At 65.2% G+C, this 17,768-nt stretch carries 9 protein-coding genes; 7 read left to right on the forward strand and 2 right to left on the reverse strand.

Annotated features, from left to right (window positions below):
* Positions 1 to 190: 190 nt before the first annotated feature.
* From QDT69_RS32640 to treY, 6 genes are read left to right on the forward strand one after another with little or no spacing between them, the layout of a single operon-like run.
* Entirely contained in the window at positions 191 to 2,140 is a 1,950-nt protein-coding gene (locus QDT69_RS32640) for an alpha-1,4-glucan--maltose-1-phosphate maltosyltransferase (protein WP_279710575.1), read from the forward strand.
* Positions 2,141 to 2,150: 10 nt separating this feature from the next.
* A complete protein-coding gene (gene treS / locus QDT69_RS32645; RefSeq protein WP_279710576.1) occupies positions 2,151 to 5,456 on the forward strand; it encodes a maltose alpha-D-glucosyltransferase in 3,306 nt (1,101 codons plus the stop codon).
* A complete protein-coding gene (gene glgB, locus QDT69_RS32650) occupies positions 5,453 to 7,600 on the forward strand; it encodes a 1,4-alpha-glucan branching protein GlgB (RefSeq protein ID WP_279710577.1) in 2,148 nt (715 codons plus the stop codon). Before treS ends, glgB begins: the two co-directional genes overlap by 4 nt.
* A gap of 3 nt (positions 7,601 to 7,603) precedes the next feature.
* Complete coding sequence (gene glgX / locus QDT69_RS32655) at positions 7,604 to 9,676, forward strand: glycogen debranching protein GlgX (RefSeq protein ID WP_279710578.1); 2,073 nt, start codon at positions 7,604 to 7,606, stop codon at positions 9,674 to 9,676.
* The gene (treZ, locus tag QDT69_RS32660; protein WP_279710579.1) at positions 9,673 to 11,424 is read left to right on the forward strand and encodes a malto-oligosyltrehalose trehalohydrolase; all 1,752 of its coding nucleotides are present in this window, start codon (positions 9,673 to 9,675) and stop codon (positions 11,422 to 11,424) included. The genes glgX and treZ overlap by 4 nt, the downstream gene beginning before the upstream one ends.
* Positions 11,425 to 11,428: 4 nt before the next feature.
* Positions 11,429 to 14,212, forward strand: coding sequence for a malto-oligosyltrehalose synthase (gene treY, locus QDT69_RS32665; protein ID WP_279710580.1), 2,784 nt, complete (start codon positions 11,429 to 11,431; stop codon positions 14,210 to 14,212).
* Between the two features lie 9 nt (positions 14,213 to 14,221).
* On the opposite strand, the gene QDT69_RS32670 is transcribed toward treY, so the two are convergent.
* Positions 14,222 to 14,530: a polyhydroxyalkanoic acid system family protein gene (locus tag QDT69_RS32670; protein ID WP_050422534.1), complete on the reverse strand. Its 309-nt coding sequence runs from the start codon at positions 14,528 to 14,530 to the stop codon at positions 14,222 to 14,224.
* Positions 14,531 to 14,695: 165 nt separating this feature from the next.
* Here QDT69_RS32670 and QDT69_RS32675 point away from each other — a divergent pair, with 165 nt between their 5' ends.
* Entirely contained in the window at positions 14,696 to 14,860 is a 165-nt protein-coding gene (locus tag QDT69_RS32675) for a DUF3309 family protein (RefSeq protein ID WP_074125080.1), read from the forward strand.
* A gap of 219 nt (positions 14,861 to 15,079) precedes the next feature.
* Here QDT69_RS32675 and ligD read toward each other — a convergent pair whose 3' ends face one another.
* A complete protein-coding gene (gene ligD, locus QDT69_RS32680; protein WP_279710582.1) occupies positions 15,080 to 17,713 on the reverse strand; it encodes a DNA ligase D in 2,634 nt (877 codons plus the stop codon).
* Positions 17,714 to 17,768: the final 55 nt, after the last annotated feature.

Here is a 17,768-nt window from a genome sequence, read left to right on the forward strand (position 1 = left end):
TGCTCGCAACGGTATTGGGATCGTTGCTAAATTGTACAGATACGGGAAAGGGATAGTTGATGTTCAACGCTCTACCCTATCCGGCGTTCCCACCGGGAACCATTGCCCGGCGAGCGGCTTTCTATATGGGTCTGGCGCGCCTCCTTCCCGGCGCCGGGACGTCATTTGCATTTTCAATGGCGGCATCACCGTGAACAAAACCCTCCGGCCTGTCGAGAGTGCCCATGGCACTTTTCATATCACCGATGTCTATCCGTCGGTTGATGGCGGCCGCTTTCCGGTCAAGCGCATCGCCGGCGAACCGGTCGAGGTGTGGGCCGACATCTACCGGGACGGACATGATGTGATATCAGCGGCATTGGTGTGGCGGCGCGAGGGCGACGGCGAGTGGCAATCCGCGCCAATGACACTGCACAGCGACGACCGCTGGGGCGGCGCCTTCGTGCCCGACCGCCCCGGCCGCTACAGCTTCGCGATCGAAGCCTGGACCGATGACTTCGCCAGCTGGCGGCATCGCTTCGAGCAGAAGCAGCGCGACGGCGGCGACCACGCGCTGGACGCGCTCGAAGGCGCCGGCATGCTGACCCAGGCGCAGGCCGGCGGACCTGCCGCGGCTGCGGTCATCATCAGGCAGTGCGAGATCTTTCTGCAGACCGGCGAGCCGGGCGCGCTGCTGGCGCCCGAATTGCGCGAGGCGATGGCCGGCAGCCAGTTTCGCGGCGACCTGATGCGATCGCAGCTCTATCCCCTCACCGCCGACCGGCCGCGGGCACGCTGCGGCGCCTGGTACCAGATGTTTCCGCGCAGCCAGGGCAGGACATCAGGCGTGCACGCGACGTTCAACGATTGCATCGCGCGGCTTCCCGACATCGCCGCGATGGGGTTTGACGTCGTGCTGCTGGCGCCGATCCACCCGATCGGGCAGACGCATCGCAAGGGCCGCAACAACGCCGCCATTGCACAGGCCGGCGATCCCGGCAGCCCCTATGCGATCGGCGCGGCAGAGGGCGGCCACGATGCCGTGCATCCGCAGCTCGGCACGCTCGACGATTTTCGTGCCTTCGTCGCGGCATGCCAGGCCCACGGCCTCGAGGTAGTGCTCGATTTCGCCGTGCAATGCTCGCCCAATCATCCCTGGCTGACCGAACATCCGGACTGGTTCAAGCGGCGCCCGGACGGCTCGATGCGCAGCGCCGAACATCCGCCGCGGCGCTGGGATGACGTCGTCGATCCGGATTTCGGATCCGGGGATGCCGCTGCGCTGTGGCGCGCATTGCGCGATGTCGTGCTGTTCTGGGTCGAACAGGGCGTCAAGATCTTCCGGGTCGACAACCCGCACACCAAGCCGCTGGCATTCTGGGAATGGCTGATCCGCGAGGTGCAGGATCGCGATGCGGACGTGCTGTTCCTTTCCGAAGCTTTCGCCCGGCCGAAACTGATGAAGGGCCTCGCCAAGCTCGGCTTCACGCAATCCTATACATACTTCACCTGGCGCACGCAGCGCGCCGAGCTCGAACAGTATCTCGGCGAGTTGACCTCGTATCCCGAGCGTGACTTCTTTCGGCCGAATTTCTTCGTCAACACACCGGACATCCTGCCCTTCCACCTGCAAAGCGGCGAATCCTGGATGTTCAAGTCGCGCCTCGCGCTCGCCGCGACGCTTTCAAGCAGCTATGGCATCTATAGCGGCTTCGAGCTGCTCGAGCACACGCCGGTGCCCGGCCGCGAGGAATATCTCAACTCCGAGAAGTACGAGATCAAGGTGCGCGACTGGGACGAGCACGGGAACATCAAGCCCTACATCGCAACGCTCAACCGGATCAGGCGCGGCAATCCGGCCCTGCAACAATTCGCTGGTCTGCGCTTTATCAATGTCGATGACGGCGACGTGATCGGCTTCGTCAAGGAGGCGGCCGATCAGGGCAATGTGATCGCGGCCGCGATTGCATTGTCGTCGGAGCCGCGCGAGGTCTGGCTTCCGCTCGGCGACGTCATGGTCGGCCGCGGCGATGCCCGCCGCGCCGTCACGGAACTGGAAGACCTTGTCACCGGCGAGCGCCACGCGCTCGAATGGGGAGGCATCCGCCTGCGTCTCGATCCTGCGCGCGATCCCGCGTTGCTGTTACGCTGTGTCGCCTGAAGGAGCCGTCATGAACGTATTCTCCTCCGTCAATACCGAGGCGAAGGTCGCGACCGAGACCACGGACCAGCTGTGGTACAAGGACGCGATCATCTACCAGCTGCACGTCAAGGCGTTTGCCGACAGCAACAATGACGGCATCGGCGATTTCGCAGGGCTGACTGAGAAGCTCGGCTATCTGCAGGAGCTCGGCGTCACGGCGCTGTGGCTGTTGCCGTTCTACCCCTCGCCCGGCCGCGACGACGGCTACGACATCGGCGACTACGGCGACATCAATCCCGATTTCGGGACGATGAAGGACTTCAAGCGCTTCATCCAGGAAGCCAAGAAGCGCGGCCTGCGCGTCATCACCGAGCTCGTCGTCAACCACACCTCGGATCAGCATGCCTGGTTCAAGCGCGCGCGCCGCAGCCCGCCGAATTCGAGTGCACGCAGCTGGTACGTCTGGAGCGACACCGACCAGAAATACCTCGATACGCGGATCATCTTCACCGACACGGAAAAGTCGAACTGGACCTGGGATCCGGAAGCCGGCCAATTCTACTGGCACCGCTTCTTCTCGCATCAGCCGGATCTGAACTTCGACAATCCGCGCGTGGTGCGCGCCATCGTGCAGGTGATGAAGCGCTGGCTCGACACCGGCGTCGACGGCTTCCGGCTCGACGCCATTCCCTATCTGTGCGAGCGCGACGGCACCAACAACGAGAACCTGCCGGAGACGCATGCCATCATCAAGCGGCTGCGCCAGGAGCTCGACGCCTATGCCAAGGGCAAGATCCTGCTGGCCGAGGCCAATCAATGGCCGGAGGACGTGCAGGAATATTTCGGCCATGGCGACGAATGTCACATGGCCTATCACTTCCCGCTGATGCCGCGCATCTACATGGCGATCGCGCAGGAAGATCGCTTTCCGATCACCGACATCTTGCGGCAGACGCCCGACATCCCGTCGGCCTGCCAATGGGCGCTGTTCCTGCGCAATCACGACGAGCTGACGCTGGAGATGGTCACCGATGTCGAGCGCGACTATCTGTGGTCGACCTACGCCAACGACCCGCGCGCCCGCATCAATGTCGGCATCCGCCGCCGCCTTGCGCCGCTGATGGACAATGACCGGCGCAAGATCGAGCTGATGAACTCGCTCTTGCTGTCGTTCCCCGGCACCCCGATCATCTATTACGGCGACGAGATCGGCATGGGTGACAACATCTATCTCGGCGACCGCAACGGCGTGCGGACGCCGATGCAATGGTCGCCGGACCGCAATGGCGGCTTCTCGCGCGCCGACCCGGCGCGGCTCTACGCGCCGATGATCATGGACCCGGTGTACGGCTACGAGGCCGTCAATGTCGAGGCGCAGTCGCGCAGCCTGTCGTCGCTGCTGTCGGCGACCAAGCGGCTGATCGCGGTGCGCAAGTCGACGCTGGCATTCGGGCGCGGCACCATGACCTTCATCCGCCCGGAGAATCGCTCGGTGCTGGCCTATGTCAGGCAGTATCAGGGCGAGGTCATCCTGTGCGTCGCCAATCTGTCGCGCTCGGCGCAGGCGACCGAGCTCGACCTCTCCGCCTTCAAGGACCGCATTCCGCTCGAGATGCTCGGGCGAACGCGCTTCCCCGCGATCGGCGAATTGCCCTATATGATCACGCTGGCGCCCTACGGCTTCTACTGGTTCCAGTTGCAGGAGCGCGACAAGTCCGAGCCGGTGAAGCCGCGGGCGGTGCCGGAATTCGAGACCCTGGTGGTGCCGCTCAATTCGACCTGGACGTCGCTGGCGCGCGAGCGCGGCGTGTTCGAGCACGACGTGCTGCCCGGCCATCTCGCCCGCACGCGCTGGTATCCGGAGCATTCCGCCAAGGCGATCCAGCCGGCGCTGGTGGCCGCGATCCCGTTCTGCGACATCGGCGACAATCGGCCCTGGCTGATCTTCTTCGAAACCACCGAGCGCGGCAACACCAGCCGCTACGTGCTGCCGATGCAGATCGAGTGGGTGCGCTTCGACCGCGAGCGCTACAACCCGCGCGCCTTCGCCGCCGTCCGTCAGGGCGCGCGCGAGGGCACGCTGCTCGATGTCGCCACCGACCAGATCTTTACCGGCCTGTTCCTGCGCAACTTGCGGGAAAACCTCACGGTCGACGAGGGCGAGCAGGGCCTGAAGCTCGAATTCCGGCCGACGAGCCGCTTCTCCGACCGCCCGGTGCGGCAGCCCGAGCGCATCCGCGTCTTCGAGAACGATCAGCCGCATTCGACCGCGCTGGTCGACAACGAGTATGTCACCAAGATCTATCGGAAGCTCGAGGTCGGCATCAATCCGGAGATCGAGATGGGCCGCTTCCTCACCGAAGTGGTCAATTTCCCCAACACGCCCGCGTTGCTCGGCACCTCGGAGCTGGTGGACGGCGACAATCGCAGCGCGATCGCGGTGCTGCACGCCATGGTGGTCAACCAGGGTGACCTCTGGAATGTCGGCGCCTCGCACCTCGACCGCCTCGTCGAGCGGCAGCGTCTGCTTGCGGCGAGCGAACGTCCGGAGGAGAACGGCGATCACGCCACCTATCTGCGCCACCTGTCACATGGCGGAAAGCGTCTCGCCGAGTTGCACATCGCGCTCGCCAGCAACCGCGACCTGCCGGACTTCGCACCCGAGCCGACCAAGCCCGAGGATCTGCAACGCTGGAACGACGAGATCATGGCGCGCGCCGAGCGCGTGTTCGATACGCTGAAGCAACGGCGCGGCTCCCTGAAGGAGGCCGACCGGCTGCTGGCCGATCAGTTGCAGGCCCAGCACGACATGCTGCCGGAGCGGCTGAAGGCGCTGCTGCCGCGCGAGAGCGACGGGCTCAACATCCGCCATCATGGCGATCTGCATCTCGGCCAGCTGCTGGTGGTCAAGGACGACGTCTTCATCATCGATTTCGACGGTGGGCCGGGCCGCACCATCGCCGAGCGGCGCCGCAAGGCGCCGGCGGCACGCGACGTCGCCGGCCTGATCCGCTCGATCGACTATGCCGCCACGGCGGCGCTGGAACGCGCGCTCAAGGTTTCGCCCGACGAGAGCGGCAGGTTGAGCCTCGCTTTGGCCGAATGGCGCGACCAGGCCGCGGAAGCCCTGCTGGCGGCGTATCGCGAGACCATGGCCGGGCAACGCCTGTGGCCCACCGACGCCAAGGCGGCCGATCGCCTGCTCAGCTTTTTCCTGCTTGAGAAAGCCTTCTACGAGATCGAGTATGAGCTGGCCAACCGGCCGGATTGGCTGCGGGTGCCGCTGACCGGCCTGTTAAGGATTTTGGCGCAACAGCCGCATGAGGTTGCATGAGCAAACTGCCCGCCGAGGCCTATGCCATCATCGAGGGTCGCCATTCCGATCCGTTCCACTATCTCGGCCTCCACGCCGAGGGGGATCGCAACGTGGTGCGCGCCTTCCTGCCCGATGCCGCCAATGTCGAGGCGATCGGCGAGCATGGCGAGACGGCACCGCTGGCGCGGATCCACGACGCCGGCCTGTTCGCAGGTCCCTTGCCGAACGGATCGACGCGCTACCAGCTCCGCGCCCGCTTCGGCGACAATGTCGTCGAACTGGAGGACGCCTACCGCTTTCCGCCGATCCTGAGCGATTTCGATCTCTATCTGCTCGGCGAGGGCACCCATCAGCGGGTCTATGACACGCTGGGTGCGCATCCGATAACGATCGACGGCGTCGACGGTATCGGCTTCGTGGTGCTGGCGCCGAATGCGCGGCGGGTCAGCGTGGTCGGCGACTTCAATTTCTGGGACGGACGGCGGCATCCGATGCGGGTGCGCGGCCCGGGCTATTGGGAGCTGTTCATCCCACGCGCACGCGTCGGCGACCACTACAAGTTCGAGATCATCGGGCGCAACGGCCAGCATCTGCCGCTGAAGTCCGATCCGCTGGCGTTCGCCGCCGAGGTGCGCCCGAAGACCGCCTCGATCGTGATCGACGAGCGCAAGATCCCGCACCCGCGCCCGGCGCCCGATCGCGTCAACGCGCTGAGCTCGCCGATGTCGATCTACGAGATCCATCTCGGCTCGTGGCGGCGCAAGGGCCGCAATGAGTGGCTGACCTATCGCGAGATGGCCGAGCAGCTGCCGGCCTATGCCAGCGACATGGGCTTCACCCATCTCGAATTCCTGCCCATATCAGAGCATCCGTTCGACGGCTCCTGGGGCTACCAGCCGACCGGCATGTTCGCGCCGACCAGCCGCTTCGGCTCACCCGACGATTTCGCGGCGCTGATCGACGCCTGCCACGGCGCTGGCCTCGCCGTGCTGCTCGACTGGGTCCCCGGACATTTCCCCGACGATCCGCATGGTCTTGGCAATTTCGACGGCACCGCGCTCTACGAGCACGCCAATCCGCTGCAGGGCCGTCACCTCGATTGGGGCACGCTGATCTACAATTACGGGCGCACCGAGGTCACCAACTTCCTGGTGTCGAACGCGCTGTTCTGGCTCGATCGCTACGGCATCGACGGGCTGCGCGTCGATGCCGTCGCCTCGATGCTCTATCTCGACTACAGCCGTCCCGCCGGCGGCTGGATTCCGAACAGATATGGCGGGCGGGAAAACATCGAGGCGATCGACTTCCTGCGCCGCTTCAACACCGAGCTGTTCGCGCACTTCCCGCAGGCGACGACCGCGGCGGAGGAATCCACCGCGTGGCCGCAGGTGTCGCGTCCGGTCGAATATGGCGGGCTCGGCTTCGGCTACAAGTGGAACATGGGCTGGATGCACGACACGCTGAAATACATCGGCAAGGATCCGATCCACCGCAAATACCATCACGGCGACATCCTGTTCGGCCTGCACTACGCCTTCTCGGAGAATTTCATCCTGCCGCTGTCTCACGACGAGGTCGTGCACGGCAAGCGCTCGATCCTCGGCCGCATGCCCGGCGACGACTGGCAGCGCTTTGCGAATTTGCGCGCCTATTACAGCTTCATGTTTGGGCATCCCGGCAAGAAGTTGATGTTCATGGGCTGCGAGTTCGGCCAGGAGCGCGAGTGGAACCACGACTACTCGATCGATTGGCATCTGCTGCAACAGCCGCGGCACAGCGGCATCCAGAACCTGGTCCGCGACCTCAACCGTCTGTATCGCGCGCTGCCGGCGCTGCATGAGCTCGATTGCGACCAAGCCGGCTTCGAATGGGTCGTCACCGACGATACCAACAACAACGTGTTCGCCTGGATCCGCAAGGGCAATGATGCCCGCGCCCGCTGTCTCGTGGTCACGAACTTCTCGCCCAACGTCTATCGCAACTATCGCGTCCGCGTTCCGTTGGCGGGCAAGTGGCACGAGGTGTTCAACTCGGATTCCTCCCATTACGGCGGCACCAATGACGGCAATATCGGCGAAGTGCGCGCCTCGGAAGGCGCCACGCCGGAGCTGAGCCTGACGATCCCGCCGCTGGCTGCGATCTTCCTCGTACCGGAAAGCTGATTCATGCGACTGACCGGGGGAACCTCCGCACGGCTCGGTGCAAGCTGGGACGGCAGAGGCACCAATTTTGCGTTGTTCTCGGCCAATGCGGAGAAGGTGGAGCTGTGCCTGTTCGACGGCCAGGGCCGCCGCGAGCTCGAGCGGATCGAGATGCCGGAGCGCACCGAGGACGTCTGGCACTGCTATCTCAATGACGTCTCGCCGGGCCAGCTCTACGGCTATCGCGTCTACGGCCCGTACGCGCCGGAGCGCGGCCACCGCTTCAACGCCAACAAGCTGTTGCTCGATCCCTATGCCAAGCGGCTCGCCGGTCGGCTGGTATGGAGCGATGCGCACTTCGCCTATCGCACCGGCAGCGCGCGCGAGGATCTCTCCTTTGACCGGCGCGACAATGCCCGCGGCATGCCGAAGGCCGTGGTGGTCGACGAGACCTTCAACTGGGGCCGCCGCGAGATCCGGCCGCATATTCCTTGGGCCGACACCATCATCTACGAGGCCCACGTCAAGGGCCTGACGCAGAAGCGCGAGGACGTGCCGCCGAACCTGCGCGGCACCTATGGCGGCCTGTCGTCGCCGGCGATGATCGATCACCTCAAGCGGCTCGGCGTCACCACCATCGAGCTGTTGCCGATCCACGGCCTGATCGACGACCGTGTCCTGGTCGAGAAGAAGTTGTCGAATTACTGGGGCTACAACAGCATCGCTTTCTTCGCGCCCGAGGCGCGCTACGCCCAGGACAATGCGCTGGACTCGTTTCGTACAACAGTCGCGCGGCTGCACGATGCCGGCATCGAGGTGCTGCTCGACGTCGTCTACAACCACACCGCCGAGGGCAACCATATGGGCCCGACGCTGTCCTTCCGCGGCATCGACAACGCCTCCTATTACTGGTTGAACCGCGAGAACCCGCGCTTCTATGACGACTTCACCGGCTGCGGCAGCTCGGTCAACCTCACCCATCCGCGCGTGCTGCAGATGGTGATGGATTCGCTGCGCTACTGGGTCGAGGTCTGCCATGTCGACGGCTTCCGCTTCGATCTCGCCACCACCCTGGCGCGCGGGCCGAACGGGTTCGATCGCAACCATCCCTTCCTCACCGCGATCCGCCAGGACCCGGTGCTGGCGACCGCCAAGATGGTCGCCGAGCCCTGGGACCTCGGTCTCGGCGGCTATCAGGTCGGCGCCTTTCCATCGCAATGGTCGGAGTGGAATGACCGCTATCGCAGCGCGATGCGGCGCTACTGGAGCGGCGAAGGCAGCCTGATCGGCGACATCTCCGGCCGCATGACCGCATCCTCGGATCTGTTTCACCACGACAACCGCGCGACCCGCGCCAGCGTCAACCACATCACGGTGCACGACGGCTTCACGCTCGCCGACCTCTTCAGCTACAACGAGAAGCACAATGAGGCCAATGGCGAGGACAATCGCGACGGCTCCAACGACAACCACAGCAACAATTGCGGCCATGAGGGCCCGACCGATGATCCCACCATCATCGCGCTGCGCCGCCAGCTCAGGAAGAACGCGCTGGCCTGCCTGCTGCTCGCGCAGGGCACGCCGCTGATCCTCGCCGGCGACGAGGTCGCCAACACGCAAGCAGGCAACAACAACGCCTATTGCCAGGACAACGAGACCGGCTGGATCGGCTGGGAGAACCTCGGCACCGACGACGACGCCATCGATTTCATCGGTCATCTCACCGCGCTACGCCAGCGGTTCGGGCAGATCCGCTGCCAGAGCTGGCTCGACGGCCGCCGCACCGACGGCAGCTATGGCGTGCTCTGGCTGACGCCCGCTGCTGAGGAGATGAAGGAGTCGGACTGGAAATTCCCGGAGAGCCGGTTCCTCGCCTATGTGCTGGGACCGATGGAACAAGGGCAGGCGCCGATCTTTATCGTGCTCAATGCCGCGCCGCAGGAGATCGTGTTCAGGATGCCGAGGATGGCGGAATACAGCAGCTGGCAGCAGGTCTTGAACACGACCAAGACGGAGCAAACGGGCGACCTCATCGTATCCGGCGCTGACGCCACGGCACCGCCGCGCTCGGTGCTGGCATTCGCAGGCTCCGCATGAGCGCGCAGCATTTCGGACCCGAACTCACCGCTGATGGCACGCGCTTCCGGCTCTGGGCGCCGGCGGCAAAGCGCGTCGACCTCCTGCTCGACAAGCCGCACGCGCTGACGCGCGATGCGGCCGGCTGGTACGTCGCCGAAATCCCGGGCGCGCGCGCCGGCACGCGTTACAAATTCCGCATCGATGACGAGGTCGACGTCCCCGACCCCGCCTCCGCCTCCCAGCCGGATGACGTGTTCGGCCCGAGCGAGGTGATCGATCACACCGCCTTCAAATGGCGCGCGACGGAGTGGCGTGGACGTCCCTGGCATGAGGCCGTCGTCCTCGAGGCGCATGTCGGCACCTTCACGCCAGAAGGCACCTACCGCGCCATGATCGACAAGCTCGATCATCTCGTTGCAACCGGCATCACCGCGCTCGAACTGATGCCGCTGGCGGATTTCGCTGGGCGTCGCAACTGGGGCTATGACGGCGTGCTGTGGTACGCGCCCGACAGCGCCTACGGCCGCCCCGAGGACCTCAAGACCCTGATCGACGAAGCGCATCTGCGCGGGCTGATGGTGATGCTCGACGTGGTCTACAACCACTTCGGTCCCGAGGGGAATTATCTCGGCCGCTATGCGCCCTCCTTCTTCAGCGACGCGCATACGCCGTGGGGCAGCGCGATCGATTATCGTGTGCCTGAAGTGCGCGCGTTTGCGATCGGCAGCGTCGTGTCCTGGCTGCGCGACTATCGCTTCGACGGGCTGCGGTTCGACGCGGTCAACACCATCGTCGAAGCCGGCGAGGTCTCCATCCTGCACGACTTCAGCAAGGCCGCCGGCAAGCTCGCCACCGAGACCGGCCGGCAGATCAACCTCGTGCTCGAGAACGGCGACAACATCGCAAGCCTGCTCGATGCCGCCGAGGACCCACCCAACGGCAAATTCCGCGGCCAGTGGAACGACGACTATCATCACGCCTGGCACGTGCTGCTGACCGGGGAAAAGCAGGGCTACTACGGCGACTACCGGGCGCCGAAGCAGGACCTCGCGCGCGCGCTATCGTCGGGCTACATCTACCAGGGCGAAGTCTCGGAGTTCTGGGGCGGCAAGGCCCGCGGCGAGCCGAGCGGCACGCTGTCGCCGATCTGCTTCATCAACTTCCTGCAGAACCACGACCAGATCGGCAACCGGCCGCTCGGCGATCGGCTCGAGAGCATCGCAAAGCCGGAGGCGATCGAGGCCGCGCTCGCGGTGACGTTGATCGCGCCGACCACGCCGATGCTGTTCATGGGCGAGGAATGGGGCGCGACGACACCCTTCCCGTTCTTCTGCGATTTCAGGGGCGACCTCGCCAACGCGGTCCGCGCCGGACGGCGCAAGGAGTTCGCCTGGGCCTATGCCAAATATGGCGACGACATTCCCGACCCGCTTGCCGAAGAGACGGTGCGGTCGGCCGTGCTCGACTGGGCGGCGCTTGGCCACGATCCGGCGCGCACACGGCTGGCACTGGTGCGCAACCTGCTGGCCGTACGGCGCCGCGAGATCACGCCGCGGCTGACCGGGGTGCGCTTCGGTGGCGATCGTGTCACGGGCGATCTCCTGACCGCGTATTGGCAGATGGGCGACGGCCGCACGCTGTGGCTCACGGCCAATTTGTCGGATCGGGATATGAGCGGCGCGGCGGAACCGAAGGGAACCGTGATCTGGGGCGGCGCGTTGTCGAGCGACCTCCCCGGCTGGGCGGTGCGCTGGCACATCGGATAGCACAATGCCTCCGGCGATCCCGATCGCGACCTACCGACTGCAACTCACTGCCGATTTCGACTTCGATGCCGCCGCCAATGTGGCGCCCTATCTGAAGGCGCTCGGCATCAGCCACGTCTATGCCTCGCCCTTCATGAAGGCGCGCAAGGGCTCGACCCATGGCTATGACGTCGTCGACCACACCAAGTTCAATCCGGAGCTCGGCGGCGAGGAGGGCTTTGCGCGGTTCAGCGACGCACTGAAGCGCAACGACCTCGGCCTGATCCTGGATTTCGTGCCGAACCATGTCGGCGTGCATTTCGCCGACAATCCGTGGTGGCTCGACGTGCTGGAATGGGGACCGGTGTCGCCGCATGCGGTCTCCTTCGACATCGACTGGGACCAGCTGCCCTATCGCGCGCGCGGCGGCGTGCTGCTGCCGATCCTCGGCTCATCCTATGGCCAGGCGCTGGAGCGCGGCCAGATCGAGCTGCGCTTCGACGCAAACGAAGGCAGCTTCTCGGCGTGGTATTTCGAGCATCGCCTGCCGATCGCGCCGGAGCGCTATGGTGAGGTGCTGCGGACCATCGTCCGCGAGGCCGGCGCGGAAGACAATCCCGCCGGGCGCGCTCTGCTTGAGCTCGCCGCCAGGTATCGCGGGCTGCGTCACCCGAACCGCAAGGAAGCGCCGGCCCTGAAGGCCGCGATCAAGGCAATCGAGGGCAGTGCCGAGACCATCGCGCGCGGGCTCGATGCCTATCGCGCCGGCGAGGATCGCCCAACTCAAACATTGGCGCTGCATCATCTCCTGGAACGCCAGCACTACAAGCTCGGCCACTGGCGGCTTGCCTCCAGCGACATCAACTATCGGCGCTTCTTCGACGTCAACACGCTGGCCGGCCTCAGGGTCGAGGACGCCTCAACCTTCGAGGCGAGCCACAGCCTCGTCAAGCGGCTGGTTGCGGAAGATCGGCTGCAAGGCCTGCGGCTCGACCATATCGACGGCCTGCGCGATCCCGCGCAATATTTCCAGCGGCTGCGCCGCCTGATCCGATCGGCGCAGGGCGTCAAGGCCAGGCCGTTCTACATGGTGATCGAGAAGATCCTCGGCGAGGACGAGAAGCTGACGAAATTTGCCGGCGTGCACGGCACCACCGGCTATGAATGGATGAACACGATCAGCCAGGTGCTGGTCGATGGCAGCGGCCTCGATCCGCTGAGCGAGATCTGGCGCCAGATCAGCAACCAGTCGCCGAACCTGACGCCGGTGCTGCGCGCGGCCAAGCGCCGCGTGCTGGAGACCTTGCTGACCAGCGAATTCACCGTGCTGGCTCGGCTCGTCGCGCGCATTGCCAGCGGGCACTATTCGAGCCGCGACTTCTCCGCCGACAGCCTGCGGCAGGCGCTCGAGCTTTACGTGCTGCACTTCCCGGTCTATCGCACCTATCTCACGGGCTCCGGCCCGACCGCGCATGACCGCGCGCTGATCAGCGAGACCATCGAGCGCGCCCGCGCCGACTGGTTCGCCGCCGACGAAGGCATCTTCGACTTCCTGCGCGATGCCTTGACCATGGACCTGCTGAAGCCCGGCCGGCCGCCGCACAGCGCGCCGCGGGTGCGGCGCTTCGCGCTGAAGGTGCAGCAATTCACCGGGCCGATGATGGCGAAGTCGCTGGAGGACACCACGTTCTACCGCTATCACCGCCTGCTCGCGCTCAACGAGGTCGGCGGCGATCCGGCGGCCAGCGCAATTCCGCCCGAGACCTTCCACGCCATGATGCAGGCCCGCGCCCACGAATGGCCGCACGGCATGACCTCGACCGCGACTCACGACACCAAGCGCGGCGAGGACGCGCGCGCCCGGATCATGGCGCTTGCGGAGATCCCCGGCGAATGGACCAGCGCGGTGGCGCGCTGGAAGGTGCTGAACGCGCCGCATCTGGTGCTCGACGGCGAGATGCGGGCGCCGTCGGCAACGTTCGAGTACATGCTCTATCAGGCCCTGCTCGGCGCCTGGGACCCGGACGATCCATCGCTGCTCGCGCGCATCCAGGCCTATGCGCTGAAGGCGGCGCGCGAAGGTAAGCAGGAAACCAGCTGGCTCAATCCGCACGAGCCTTATGAAGCCGGCGTGAAGACCTTCATCGATCGGATCCTCGATCGCAACACGTCGCCCGAATTCCTCGATGCGCTGGACACGCTGGCTCGGCGCACCGCGCTGATCGGCGCGCTGAACTCGCTCAGCCAGATCACGCTGAAGGCGACGATGCCGGGCGTGCCGGATTTCTATCAGGGCACCGAGAGCTGGGATCTTTCGCTCGTCGACCCCGACAACCGCCGCCCGGTCGACTTTGCCGAACGTGCGGAGCTGCTCGCCGCGCTGGAAGCGCCGGATTGGGACGCGTTGACAGAGACCTGGCGCGACGGCCGCCTGAAATTTGCGTGGACGCGGCATCTGCTGCGACTGCGCAACGAGCTTCCCGAAGTCTTCACCAGCGGCGCCTACGAACCGCTCACCGTCAGCGGCCCGCATCGCGATCATGTCATCGCCTTCGCAAGGCGGCATGGCCGCGAAGCCGTCATCGTCGCAGTGGCGAAATCATTTGCGCCGGTCACGCAGGGCGGACGCAGCTGGCCGCGCGCGGAGGCCTTTGAAGGCGAGATCGACCTGACTGGATACACGCTCCCGGGGGGAGACAGCAGGATTCAGCTCGCGACGCTGTTCGCCGAGCTGCCGGTCGCCGTGCTGAAGGCGAAGGCCGCGGCGGGAGCGAAGCAAGCCGCAAGGCGTGCGCGTCTGCACAGCTAGCGCAGCGCATCAGCGCTTGGTCAGCAGCAACTGCCCGCTCTTCTGAATGGCGGCCTGCGCAACCTCGGCGAAGCGTTGCAGCAGCCACGGCAACGTCACCTCCAGCCGCACATTGGTATCCTCGACATCGAGATGTCCGGCCGCGACCTGCCCCAGCGCGCGGACGCGAAAGATCATGCGGTTGTTCTCCCAGCGCTCCTCGTCGACGCTCATGACCGGCACGTTCGCCGCTGCGCGCGACAAACCGGCTTTCAGGCGACGCATGGCCTCGTCGCGGCCGAGGCTGTGGGGAATCGAGACGATCAGCGGAGCCGACATCGCGGTGCACTCCTCCATAGATTCCGTTCATGTAGTTCCGTTCCACCGCAAATGGAAGATCACACAGTTTTATCGCGCCGCTCAATCCGGAACCTTCATAGTTGCGGGTTGTTTCCTCCCCCGAAGGGCAGAGACGACAGGCCCGCGGGGCTGAGGAGGATTGAGATGTCACTTGGAACGATCATTCTTATTATTCTGATCATCGCACTGCTTGGCGGCTTCAGCGGCATCGGCGGCGGACCATTCTATGGCACCGGCTACTACGGCGGCGGCGGCCTCGGCCTCGTGATCGTGATCCTCCTGATCCTGCTGCTGCTCGGGCGGTTGTAGCGCCCGGACGTTTGCTGCGTCGTATCCACATCAATAACTGTCATCACCCGCGAAAGCGGGTGATCCAGTATTCCAGAGACGTTGATGATTGAACCGATGAGCCGCGGCGTACTGGATACCCCGCTTGCCGCCTTCGCTAAAGCTTCGGCGGGCCCAACCCCTTTACCCCGGCGAAGCCTTGGCGAAGATGGGTTGCGGGGTATGACGAGGAAAAAGCGCTCACTGTGCCGCGAGTTTCTTCATCGCCGCCTTGATCGACGACGCCGCCTCTTCATAGCCGTCCCAGGCCTTGGTCTTCGCGAGCAGCGCAGGCACGGAGCGGACCGTGTATTTCTTCGGATCGAGATCGCCGCGCAGCTGCGGCCAGGTCAGCGGCATCGACACCGTGGCGCCCGGACGCGCCCGCGGCGACAGTACCGCGACCGCGGTCGAGAGCCGGTCGTTGCGCAGATAGTCGAGGAATATCTTTCCGGTGCGCTTGGCTTTCGACATGTTGATCAGATAGCGCTCGGGATCATCCTGCGCCATCCACTGGCAGATGCCTTGCGCGAACGCCTTGGCCTCCTTCCAGGTCACCTTGTCCTTCGCGCCTGACAGCAGCGGCGCCACGACGTGAAGGCCCTTGCCGCCGGTGGTCTTGCAGAAACTCTCGAGGCCGACCGCGGTGAGCCGCTGCCGCATGTCCTTGGCGGCGTCGACCACATCGCTGAACGCGACGTCGGGTGCGGGATCGAGATCGAACACCAGCCGGCCCGGCGTGTCATAGGCATCGGGTGCGCAATTCCAAGGATGCAGCTCGAGGCCGCCGAGCTGCGCGACCGCAGCAAGCCCCTCGACCTGGTCGATCTGCAGATACGGCTTGCGATCGCCGGACACCTTGGCGAGCTTCAGCAGCTTCGACGTGCCGGCCATCGCATGGCGCTGGAAGAAGGTCTCGCCCTTGATGCCGTCGGGCGCGCGCACGATCGAGCACGGCCGGCCCTTGAGATAGCCGATTATCCATTCGCCGACCGCCTCGAAATAGTTGGCGAGGTCGAGTTTGGTCACCGGCTCGCCATCTCCGGCGTCCGGCCACAAAGCCTTGTCGGGATGGGAGATGGTGACACCCATCACCTCGCCGGATGATTTCCCTGAGGATCGCCCTTTGGCCATCGGCTTCACCACGTTGGTTACGACCGGCCGTTCGGCCTCGACCTCATGCGCCGGCTTGTCGCGGCGCAGGCCCTTGAACGCCGCCTGGCGGATATTGCCGGCGTCGGTCCAGCCGGCGAACTCGATCTCGGCGACCAGTTCGGGCTTCAGCCAGTGCACGTCGCGGGTGTTCTTCGGCGCATTCTTGCCGCCGAACGGGCTGGTGTCCGATGCCGCAGCCTTCAGTGCCGGCATGATGCGGCGGACGGTGTCCTGGCCAAAGCCGGTGCCGACGATACCGACGAAGGCCAGATGATCGTCGCGATAGACACCGGCCATCAGCGAGCGGAATTTGCCGTTGGTGGTCTTCCAGCCGCCGATCACGACCTCCTGGCCGGCGCGGATTTTCGTCTTGGTCCAGTCGTCGGAGCGGCCGGAGCGATAGGCGCCGTCAAGCCGCTTGGAGACGATGCCTTCCAGGCCGAGCTTGCGCGCCGAATCCAGCACGGCATCGCCGCGCTCCTCGAAATGCTCGACATAGCGGACCAGGAGATTGCTACCCTTGCGCGCCGCGAGCAGCGCCTTCAGCCTCGCCTTGCGCTCGGTGAGTGGCAGCGGGCGAAGATCCTCCTTGCCAGCAAACAGCAAGTCGAACGCGAAGAAGATCAGCTGGTCGGTCTTGCCGTCCGACAACGCCGCCTGAAGGGTCGAAAAATGCGGCGTGCCGTTCTTGTCGAGCGCGACGATCTCGCCGTCGATCAGGGCATCGGGCAGCTTGCCGGCCTCCCTCACGATCGCGCCGAACTTGTCGGACCAGTCGAGCCCCTTGCGGGTCTTCAGCACAGCCTCGCCATCCTCGATCCGCAGCTGCACGCGGTAGCCGTCGAACTTGATCTCGTGGCACCAGCCCGCAGCATTCGGCGGGCTCTCGACCGCGGCGCAGAGCTGCGGCGAGACGAAGTTCGGCATGTCGGACACCTGCTTCGGCTTCGCCTTTGGTCGCTCCTTCAACCGTGCTTTGGGCGCCGGCGCCCCGGTCTTCGCGCGCGCATCCGCGGCCATGCCGTGATTGGACTGCCAGACCGCATCGGCCTTGGCCCTGCCGTTCCCCTTCGCCAGCATGAACGGCTTCGGCGCCCGTCCCTTGCCGGCCGCGATCTCGGCCATCGAGCGGCCGGAGGCGACCGAGCGGTCCTCGTCGAGGATCGCTTCGCCATTGCCCTCGACGGCATATTCGTCGCGGTGCTTGATCAGCAGCCAGTTGGTGCGCTTGCCGCCGAAGCGGTCGTTCTTCATCCGCACCAGCACCCAGCTGCCGTGCAGCTTGTCGCCATGCAGCGTGAATTTCAGATCGCCTTTCTTGAAGCCGCGTTCGGGATCGTCCGATTCCCAGATGCCACGATCCCACAGCTGCACGGTGCCGCCGCCATATTGGTCCTCGGGGATTGTGCCTTCGAAATCGCCATAGTCGAGCGGATGGTCCTCGACCTCGACCGCCAGGCGCTTGTCATGCGGATCGAGCGAGGGCCCGCGCGTCACCGCCCAGGACTTGAAGACACCGTCGAACTCCAGCCTGAAATCATAATGCAGCCGGGTCGCGTCATGCTTCTGGATCACGAAGCGCCGCTGCTTCGCTGGTGCGACCTTGACGTCGCCCGACGGCTCGTTGGTCTTCTCGAAATCGCGCTTCTTGCGATAGGTGGTGAGGTTTCTCAGCGACACGTGCAGGCCTCGGCGCAGATCACGGCCGCCGCGGGCGCGCGGCCATCAGGAACCA

Source organism: Bradyrhizobium sp. CER78 (assembly GCF_029846235.1).
In the GTDB taxonomy this organism is placed as follows: domain Bacteria; phylum Pseudomonadota; class Alphaproteobacteria; order Rhizobiales; family Xanthobacteraceae; genus Bradyrhizobium.

Coding starts and splice junctions, on each gene's coding strand:
- treS (WP_279710576.1), top strand. CDS start 2,151: ATGAACGTATTCTCCTCCGTCAATACCGAGGCGAAGGTCGCGACCGAG.
- glgB (WP_279710577.1), top strand. CDS start 5,453: ATGAGCAAACTGCCCGCCGAGGCCTATGCCATCATCGAGGGTCGCCAT.
- glgX (WP_279710578.1), top strand. CDS start 7,604: ATGCGACTGACCGGGGGAACCTCCGCACGGCTCGGTGCAAGCTGGGAC.
- treZ (WP_279710579.1), top strand. CDS start 9,673: ATGAGCGCGCAGCATTTCGGACCCGAACTCACCGCTGATGGCACGCGC.
- treY (WP_279710580.1), top strand. CDS start 11,429: ATGCCTCCGGCGATCCCGATCGCGACCTACCGACTGCAACTCACTGCC.
- QDT69_RS32670 (WP_050422534.1), bottom strand. CDS start 14,530: ATGTCGGCTCCGCTGATCGTCTCGATTCCCCACAGCCTCGGCCGCGAC.
- QDT69_RS32675 (WP_074125080.1), top strand. CDS start 14,696: ATGTCACTTGGAACGATCATTCTTATTATTCTGATCATCGCACTGCTT.